We start from the raw sequence: 7,545 nt of genomic DNA, 5'->3' as shown, positions 1-7,545 counted from the left end.
GCAATGCGTGGAGCTGACGAATACTAATCGGTCGAGGGCTTATCCAAATAAACAACCCAAAGAATTCTACGCGCAATGTTTCGTATCTAGTTTTCAGGGTGCAACATCAACCCTGTGAATATTCAATGCATTGAAGATGACCATGGAGAGATACCCAAGTGGCTCAAGGGGACCCTCTGCTAAGGGGTTAGACTGCGTAAGCGGTGCGAGGGTTCGAATCCCTCTCTCTCCGCCATACAACTTCAATCGCAAATTTGGCGGCGTAGCTCAGCTGGCTAGAGCGTACGGTTCATACCCGTGAGGTCGTGGGTTCGAGTCCCTCCGCCGCTATATTACCCACAAAGTAACGTGAGCTCGACGCTGTCGATTCCCGATGCATTGAGGTAATACCAACTGTTATACATGGGCGCTTAGCTCAGCTGGGAGAGCATCTGCCTTACAAGCAGAGGGTCGGCGGTTCGATCCCGTCAGCGCCCATATCCATTCTAACGAATGGACAACCTTTTACAACGCGGAGCCGTGGTGTAGAGGCCTAACATGCCTGCCTGTCACGCAGGAGACCGCGGGTTCGAATCCCGTCGGCTCCGCCATTTTTATCCTCATGCATATGGCTCGGTAGCTCAGTCGGTAGAGCAGAGGACTGAAAATCCTCGTGTCGGCGGTTCGATTCCGTCCCGAGCCACTTTTGTTGTTTAGCCTGGAGGCTTAGCGAAGTGGCCAAACGCAGCAGACTGTAAATCTGTTCTCTGACGAGTTCGGTGGTTCGAATCCATCAGCCTCCATCCTATCATATAACCGTGAATAAGACCTGACTCTCTGGCAGAGTGCAGGTCTTTTTAGTACACGCAGTTACTAATCCGATTCGTTAAACATTACGGGCTGACCGCGAAAAGTTACTTCAGCTTGCTGTAAACCGACTGAAGCTTCTGCTCGACCGATGCGCCAGGCTTATCGCGGCGGTCATCGATTTTCACGGAAGTCGACACGCGGCCCGCCCCCATCTCGAACGGAACCTCGTGAACGCGAAGCACAACATTCATCAAATGCTCCAGCGGTCCTTCCACAATCGTGCTCATCGCCGACAAGTGAAACGTAACCGTACCCTTCGCTTGCTCCTCCTCTAGAACGCGATGCATTGCAGCTACATAGCTGCTTAAGCTGGTGCTGCTCGTGCCGATCGGCACGACGGTAAATTCGGCAATGGCCACCTGCAGATCACTCCCATTGTAACATAGCTACTTCTCTTCCCTTATGATGGCACTCTATTTCGGATAGGTCAACCCGCCGTATGGCATGACCCCAATCTTGGCTGAAGGATTCTGCACGAACAGATGCTCCAGCTGCCGGTCCAGATCCGTAACGGGGATAAATCCGGTAAGCTCTACGGAAGCGGCCGGCATGTCGGAATACAAGTATACGCGATAATCCCGAAGCAGCTCTTGAATATGAAGCGTCTTGTGGGCGCCGAGTACAAACCGCTCCTTGAGCTTGGCGGCCATAACATCACGGTCTTGAATCGTCTCAATCCAATATTGAAGGGTCCCGTTACCGAACAGCTCCTGACAGCGGGATGCCGCAACGATAGCGCCGCCGGGCTTCGTAAATGCGGCGGCGTTAATCATCGCCTTGCAGGTTTGATACAGCTGCATATCCTTCGGATACCCTCCTGGAGAGACAACAACGATATCATGATCGCCCCGGGCTTCTACAAGAAATAGACGACGCGCCTGCTCGACCCCGGCGGCATGGGCTTCTTTAACATGGCCGGCTACCGCAGCAAGCGGCTCCCGGCGATGATTGACGATCACATTATATAGAAAATCAATTCCGAGCAGCTCCTGAGCCTCCTCCAAATCACGGTGAACCGGATTATCCGGATCGCCGGGAACGGCTTGAAACCGCTGCGACAAGCTGTGATTACGCTCAATCGTTTCACGGGCGGCGACGCCGGGAACAAGCGCCTTCACGCCCCCCGACATTCCTACTAGTGAATGAGGCTCGATATTCCCTGTGGCGATGCGCAAATCCGCCTCGACGACCAAGCGGTTGATTATGACGGGTGTTCCCCGCGACGTCGATCCGATATGAATGCAATCCTCTTCAAGCGCCGAATGATTGTAAACCCGCACGCTCGAATACACCTCGTCCCCGACCAGCCTGCGAAGCTCCTCCTCCGTCTGTTTGCGGTGCATGCCAAGCGCTACGACGATCTTAAGCTGCTCCGGCCGCAGACCGCCCCGAACCAGCTCTCGAATCAACAACGGCAAAAACAGATAACTTGGGCTGAGCCGGGTACTGTCGCTAATCAGTATGACTGCAGATTTGCGTCCTTGTGCGAGCTCGGCAAGCAGGGGTGTACCGTACGGCCTTGCAAGAGCATTTTCCAATATCGTCAAGGCATCTGGAGCATCGGCAGCAGCACCGGGATAGAGGATCCAGTCGTACGTCTTCGAAGCCGGCAGTCGAAGCTCCACCGTTTCATGTCCGTAAGGAAGTAAGATCATGCCAATCCCCTCCATTGCACTGTATATTCAGTTTATCGTTTGCCAGCCGACCCTTTTTTATCCCCGGCACCCAGTGCTTTCATAAGAAAACCAAGCCGCTAACGCCCGATACAATTAACATATACAACTTAGGCAGCTTCAAGGTTGACCGACGCTTAAGAAACCGGGAAGTCTGCACTCATACAAGACAACGACCAACGGAGGAAACCAACATGATGAAACGCACGCTTCGACGCACTATCGTAATGACAACAGCTCTGACAATCGCTCTTACCGGTGCTGCCGGTACGTCGGCTTTCGCTTCCACTTATGACGATATGGATGCCGTATCGCTGGCCAAGCAGCTGGTAGGGAAGGACTATTCCAAAGGGGATGAAAGTCCGAAAGACGGCTTCGATGCTTCCGGCCTCCTGCAATTCGTATACAGCTCGTTGGATTATTCGATGCCTCGCACGTTAAAGGACCAATTCGCGATGAACAAGCCGACGATCAAGACGGTTTCCTCTCTGCAGCCGGGGGATGCGGTATTCTTCGGCAAAGGAAGCTCGCCAAGCTTCGCAGGGGTGTACATAGGCTCCGGCAAAATGGTTATGGCATCCCAGAGTAAAGACGAAGTGGTAACGCGTAATGTCGCCGACTATAAGAGCCAGTTTATGGGGGCAAAGCGGATCTTGTCCGAGCTGGACCGGAAGCGGGCGGATATTGTCCTCACGGCGATTCAATACATGGGCACGCCTTACGAGTTCGGTGCAAAATACGGACAGACGGCGACCTTCGACTGTTCTACCTTTACGAAGACGGTCTACAGTAAATTCGGCGTTACGCTGCCGCGGGTATCGCGCAATCAAGCACTGGAAGGCAAATATGTGAGCAAGAGCAATTTGGAAACCGGGGATTTGGTCTTCTTCACGACGAAAGCTTCCGGCGATAAAGTGGGCCATGTCGGCATCTACGTCGGGGGCGGCATGATGATTCATACGTACGGCGAAGGCGGAGTCAAATACAGCTCGATCAACAGCGACTGGTGGAGCGATCATTACGTAACGGGCCGCCGCGTGCTGTAATTGCAAAATAAGAGTCTTCTTCGGCAGTTCAGGCTGAAGAAGACTTTTTATTGTGTTAAAATAGAGCTATATCAATAGACACGGATGGGAGACGGGCGATGGATTGGGAGCAGATGAGAGCGCAGCTGGAAGCGATCCTGGAGGCGCCGTTTACGATCGAGGACATGCAGGATGAGGTGTGGCGAAGGCTAGCGGAGGAACAGCTCGAGGAGAGAGGCATTGAGGCCGTAAGAAGCGTAGCTCAAGGCAGCCGCATTGCGTTTGTGTTGTCGGCTGCGGCAGGCAGGATGCAGGTGCTCGTGAGCGCCGGGCGGGAACTGACGACCGCCGAGCGCCGCTTGATTGAGCTGACGATCGAAACGCGCCGTTCGGCCGATAAGAAGCCGGCGCCGGCTGGCGCTTCCGACGAAGAGAAACGGGTCGGCGCGCTGGGCGAGTGGTTGCTGGAGCAGTGTGAGCACGGCGTACAAGAAGCCGATTTGCCTGACGCCTTCGTTTCGCAGATGTCTCTCTATTCTACGAAAATACCGCTTCTGCTCTATGGCGATTACTCGCAAACAAGAAAGGTGCAGTATCGGGAGCTGAAGAAGCTGCTGGAAACCTTTTTCGATGGAGACATCATCTTGATTCCGCTGCAGGACAAAGAATGGCTCATCCTCGGCGCGGAAGCGCTGCTGCTCGGCGCAGCCGAAGAGCGTGAGGACGGTGACGAAGAATCGGTAGAGGAGACGCTTTCGGCGATCGTGTCCGGTTTGCATGCGATGCTGGAAAGCGAATGGGTCGGCGAATGCCACCTTGCCGTCGATCTGCCCATGAAGCCGTCCCAGGCGATGCTCAGCTCCTTGTACCGGCTGCGGGAGACGATGATGCTGGGCCGGCTGTTCCACGTAACGAGCAATATTCATTTGCCATGGAAGCTGCGGCTTGAGAAGCTGCTCCATCTGCTGCCGGACCGGGATAAGGCGAAGTATCTCGGCCAAGTGCTGAAAGGGGCCGATCATCTGCTGGATGCGGAAACTCAGACGACGCTGGAGCAATTTTTCGCACTCGACTGCAACGTCAGCGAAACGGCCAAGAAGCTATATGTACACCGCAATACGCTTCTGTACCGGCTGGACAAGTTCAAACAGGAGACCGGACTGGATGTCCGGAGCTTCAGTGACGCCGTACTTGTGCGTATTGCCCTACTATTGTACAAAGTAACGAAAAGAAAGTGATTTTTTTGTAGAGATTGTGCATAGTCACAACCGGGGTGCTAGGGTAAGATGTAAGTAATTAATCCACACTATCCGGTAGGGGGAATATACAATGGCAGGAGTTCGCTTGAACCACATTGTTAAGAAATACGCTGGTGCAGAAGAAGCTACGGTTAAAGATTTCCACTTGGATATTAAAGATAAAGAGTTTCTCGTTCTTGTAGGCGCTTCCGGTTGCGGTAAGTCGACTACGCTTCGTATGATCGCAGGTCTGGAAGAAATTACGGAAGGCGAGCTTTACATCGGCGACCGCCTTGTGAACGACGTAGCTCCGAAGGACCGCGACATCGCGATGGTATTCCAGTCCTACGCTTTGTACCCGCACATGACGGTATATCAGAACATGGCGTTCGGTCTGAAGCTTCGTAAGTTCAAGAAAGCCGACATCGACGCTCGCGTTCGTGAAGCGGCTCGCATTCTCGACATTACGCACCTGCTCGACCGCAAGCCGAAGGCACTGTCCGGCGGTCAGCGCCAGCGTGTTGCCCTGGGCCGCGCTATCGTCCGCGAACCGCAAGTGTTCCTGATGGACGAACCGCTCTCCAACCTTGACGCGAAGCTGCGCGTACAGATGCGCGCCGAGATCGGCAAGCTGCAGAAGCGCCTGGAAGTTACAACGATCTACGTAACGCACGACCAAACCGAAGCGATGACCATGGGCGACCGTATCGTCGTTATGGATAAAGGCATCATTCAACAAGCGGATACGCCGGAGAACATCTACAACTACCCTGTGAACATGTTCGTAGCGGGCTTCATCGGTTCTCCTTCCATGAACTTCGTCAACGGTAATCTGTCAGAAGAAGGCGGCCAGCTGTGGTTCAAAGCTCCTGGTTTGAACGTTGCCGTACCGCAAGGCAAGGCGCAAGTGCTGCGCGAGAAGGGCTATGTTGGCAAAGAGCTGGTTATGGGCGTTCGTCCGGAAGACTTCCACGAAGAAGCGATCTTCCTCGAGGCTTCGCCGAACACGATCATCAACGCTAACATCGACCTGTCGGAAAACCTTGGCCACGAAATGTACCTGTACATCGCAGGTATCGGCCAGAACACGATTATCGCTCGTGTTGACGGACGTGCCGGACTGAAGGAAGGCATGAACGTGAAGCTGGCGATCGACATGAACAAAGCTCATTTCTTCGATAAGGATACAACCGTGTCCATCCTGGCTAAAGCGTAATTATCACGGTAAAAATAGTAAGGCCAATCGCGAACACGTATCGCGGTTGGCCTTATTTGCGTGTATAATAGAGTTGACATTCAAAGATGCAGCGTACACACGAGGTGAGTTCTTTGGGAAGAATAGACGTTTGCTATATGGCGGCGACGATCCACTTTCTCAGCAAAAGGTGGACGATCTTTGTCATACAGCAATTGCTTGCGGGTCCGCAGCGGTTTTCCGAGATTGAGAACGGGCTGCCGATCAGCGGCAGGCTGCTGTCCGAGCGGCTGAAGGAGCTGGAGGCGGCCGGGATGGTGACACGTCGCATTTTTGCCGAGGTACCGGTTCGGGTAGAGTACGAGCTGACGGAGAAGGGGCTAGCTTTCCGGCCGCTGATCGAAGAGATCAGGAACTGGGCGGAGCAGTGGGGAGAAGCCGCTTTCGATACGGAAAATTGCAAAGACGCGGCGGAGCGATGCGAAGAAGACTCGGCCTGCGGCCGAATGGACGACGCTTGCAATTGACCGGTTGAGCCCGGTTGCTTTCCTGCGCCGTATCCAGTAGGATGGGAGTAATGGGAAGGACGACACAAAAGGAGACCTGCACCGTGGCCAAGAAAGCAAAAGTAGCGGATCTAGTCGAGCAATTCCGGCTCGAGGTCGTAGCCGGGGAAGAAGGGCTGAAGCGCCCGATTACAACAGCGGACTTATACCGTCCCGGTCTGGAATTGGCCGGGTATTTCCATTATCATCCACATGAGCGCGTACAATTGATGGGGAAGACGGAGCTGTCGTTCATGGAGACGCTGTCGTCCGAAGTGCGGAAGGAGCGGCTGAGCCAGCTGTTCCGTTCGCCGGATACGCCAGCCATCTGTGTCACACGCAGCCTGGATGTTTTACCGGAGATGATAGAGGCGGCCAATGAGCGTGGGGTTCCGCTGCTGCGCAGCCAGATGGCGACCACGATTCTGGCGAGCAAGATTACAGGCTTCCTGGAGCGCAGACTGGCTCCGTCTACGACGATTCACGGCGTACTGGTCGATGTGTACGGGATCGGCATGCTCATTACAGGCTCCAGCGGCATCGGTAAGAGCGAGACGGCGCTTGAGCTCGTCAAACGCGGGCATCGGCTGGTTGCGGACGACGCGGTAGAGATCAAGCAGACGGGCGAGCGGACGCTGACCGGTACGGCTCCGGAGCTGATCCGCTACCTGCTGGAAATTCGCGGCGTCGGGATTATTAATGTAATGACCTTGTTCGGCGCCGGGGCGATTCGGACGGAGAAGAAAATTTCCGTCGTTGCCAAGCTGGAGAACTGGCAGCAGGATAAGCAGTACGACCGGCTCGGGCTCGATGAGGAGACGACGCGAATCATCGATACCGACCTGCCGCTAGTGACGATCCCGGTACGTCCGGGCCGAAACCTTGCCGTCATCATTGAAGTTGCGGCGATGAATTTCAGATTGAAGCGTATGGGCTATAACGCCGCGCTGCAGTTCACGAACAAGCTGACGGAGACGCTGGCCGAAGATATGGACGATAGTGACTAAAGGTAAAGGTGGT

7 protein-coding genes and 6 tRNA genes are annotated in these 7,545 nt (G+C 54.4%); 11 read left to right on the top strand and 2 right to left on the bottom strand.

From position 1 onward, the window contains the following. Nucleotides 1–144 precede the first annotated feature (144 nt). The 6 genes from ACFFK0_RS05375 (at nucleotide 145) to ACFFK0_RS05350 (ending at nucleotide 782) form a co-directional block, all read left to right on the top strand. Nucleotides 145–235, top strand: a tRNA-Ser gene (locus tag ACFFK0_RS05375). Nucleotides 236–256: 21 nt separating this feature from the next. Further along, nucleotides 257–330 (top strand) — tRNA-Met (locus tag ACFFK0_RS05370). A 74-nt stretch (nucleotides 331–404) separates the two neighbouring features. Next, a tRNA-Val gene (locus tag ACFFK0_RS05365) sits at nucleotides 405–477 on the top strand. 36 nt (nucleotides 478–513) lie between these two features. After that, a tRNA-Asp gene (locus ACFFK0_RS05360) sits at nucleotides 514–590 on the top strand. 19 nt (nucleotides 591–609) lie between these two features. Further along, nucleotides 610–682, top strand: a tRNA-Phe gene (locus ACFFK0_RS05355). Nucleotides 683–699: 17 nt separating this feature from the next. Next, nucleotides 700–782: transfer RNA gene (locus tag ACFFK0_RS05350), tRNA-Tyr, on the top strand. Nucleotides 783–893: 111 nt separating this feature from the next. Here the strand turns inward: ACFFK0_RS05350 and ACFFK0_RS05345 are convergent. Both ACFFK0_RS05345 and ACFFK0_RS05340 read right to left on the bottom strand, forming a co-directional pair. After that, a complete protein-coding gene (locus ACFFK0_RS05345; RefSeq protein WP_377468907.1) occupies nucleotides 894–1,208 on the bottom strand; it encodes an MTH1187 family thiamine-binding protein in 315 nt (104 codons plus the stop codon). 54 nt (nucleotides 1,209–1,262) lie between these two features. Then, the gene (locus tag ACFFK0_RS05340; protein WP_377468906.1) at nucleotides 1,263–2,504 is read right to left on the bottom strand and encodes a nickel-dependent lactate racemase family protein; all 1,242 of its coding nucleotides are present in this window, start codon (nucleotides 2,502–2,504) and stop codon (nucleotides 1,263–1,265) included. 212 nt (nucleotides 2,505–2,716) lie between these two features. Here ACFFK0_RS05340 and ACFFK0_RS05335 point away from each other — a divergent pair, with 212 nt between their 5' ends. The 5 genes from ACFFK0_RS05335 (at nucleotide 2,717) to hprK (ending at nucleotide 7,532) form a co-directional block, all read left to right on the top strand. Next, nucleotides 2,717–3,568 (top strand): C40 family peptidase, encoded by an 852-nt coding sequence (locus ACFFK0_RS05335; RefSeq protein WP_377468905.1) that lies wholly within the window; start codon nucleotides 2,717–2,719, stop codon nucleotides 3,566–3,568. A gap of 98 nt (nucleotides 3,569–3,666) precedes the next feature. Then, nucleotides 3,667–4,785, top strand: coding sequence for a PucR family transcriptional regulator (locus ACFFK0_RS05330; RefSeq protein ID WP_377468904.1), 1,119 nt, complete (start codon nucleotides 3,667–3,669; stop codon nucleotides 4,783–4,785). A 91-nt stretch (nucleotides 4,786–4,876) separates the two neighbouring features. Then, a complete protein-coding gene (locus tag ACFFK0_RS05325) occupies nucleotides 4,877–6,001 on the top strand; it encodes an ABC transporter ATP-binding protein (protein WP_377468903.1) in 1,125 nt (374 codons plus the stop codon). Nucleotides 6,002–6,114: 113 nt separating this feature from the next. Beyond that, a complete protein-coding gene (locus ACFFK0_RS05320) occupies nucleotides 6,115–6,507 on the top strand; it encodes a winged helix-turn-helix transcriptional regulator (RefSeq protein WP_377468902.1) in 393 nt (130 codons plus the stop codon). Nucleotides 6,508–6,590: 83 nt separating this feature from the next. Then, nucleotides 6,591–7,532: an HPr(Ser) kinase/phosphatase gene (gene hprK, locus ACFFK0_RS05315; RefSeq protein ID WP_377468901.1), complete on the top strand. Its 942-nt coding sequence runs from the start codon at nucleotides 6,591–6,593 to the stop codon at nucleotides 7,530–7,532. Nucleotides 7,533–7,545 lie beyond the last annotated feature (13 nt).

This window comes from Paenibacillus chartarius, from assembly GCF_042432825.1.
GTDB lineage: Bacteria > Bacillota > Bacilli > Paenibacillales > NBRC-103111 > Gordoniibacillus > Gordoniibacillus chartarius.
The sequence above is the reverse complement of the archived record's forward strand: the minus strand, read 5'-3'. Positions and strand labels throughout refer to the sequence as shown.